Below are 1,079 nucleotides of genomic sequence, written 5' to 3' on the forward strand. Positions count from 1 at the left end.
TAGCTAGTAAGGATTGAGCCAACTTGTGGTAAAAAAAGATAGGCAGCAGAGTTGTTACACGCTTGCCTATCCAAAAAAATAATGATACTAAGATTCTACCAGGCTCACTTACAAAAATACCTGACGCCATCTCAGTTTTTGGTGATGACAATTTTGCTATCCTTGATGCAATCAGAAAAACAAGTGAGATTAGAGCGGCTCTCCCGAGTATTTCCCTGTCTAATTACAGCCGAAAGTCGGCGACGGAAATTGCAAAGATTTTTGGATTTACCGAATTTAACAATCGAATTAATTTGGTTTCCATTAATTACTTACTGGTTGACTACTTATTGCTCTGTCGGTCAAACCTTGTCAATCGCAATCGATCGCAGTCAATGGGGGTGTATTAATCTTTTCATGGTTAGCTTAATCTGGGAGCGAAGAGCAATTCCATTATACTGGTCATTGTTGCCCAAATTGGGGAGCAGCAACTTCGAGGAACAGACTACAAATCTACAGCAAGTTTTACCGTTATTTTCAGAATATAAAGTCATCGTTTTAGGAGACCGTGAATTTTGTTCGGTCGACTTGGGAAACTGGCTCAAGGAAAAGGGTGTGTCTTTTTGCTTAAGACTGAAGAGGAATCATTGTATCGAAACAGAGCATTTAGTTTGGCAGCGATTAGATGAATTAGGAATAGTGCCGGGAACCTCTTTATATTTTCAAGGTAAAAGAGTGAGAAAAACTCAACCTGCCACTGGATTTGATGTTGCTTGTAAGTGGAAAAGAAACTATGGGGCATGGCAGGTTGATGAAGCATGGTTTATACTCACAGATTTAGGGTCGTTGCGGGTAGCGATCGATGCTTACAAGCAACGGATGGGTATCGAAGAAATGTTTCGAGATTGTAAAACAGGAGGCTACGATCTGGAAGGAACTAGCTTAAAAGGCAACCGACTGATTAACATAATTCTGCTAATGACACTCGCCTATAGTTTGGCAATATTTGAAGGTACTGAACTTCAGAAAAAGCAGGTAGGAAAATATGTATGTCGGCGTCAAGAACCTAAAAAAAGATATCGAAGACGGAGTACATTTGG

At 40.1% G+C, this 1,079-nt stretch carries 1 protein-coding gene; it reads left to right on the plus strand.

Features of this window, described 5'->3' with window-relative positions; all coding sequences use genetic code 11:
• Nucleotides 1-81 precede the first annotated feature (81 nt).
• On the plus strand, nt 82-1,079 hold a 998-nt coding region (locus QT979_RS28895; protein ID WP_333312394.1), incomplete at its 3' end, for an IS4 family transposase.

Source organism: Microcoleus sp. w2-18bC1, assembly GCF_036700365.1.
GTDB lineage: Bacteria > Cyanobacteriota > Cyanobacteriia > Cyanobacteriales > Microcoleaceae > Microcoleus.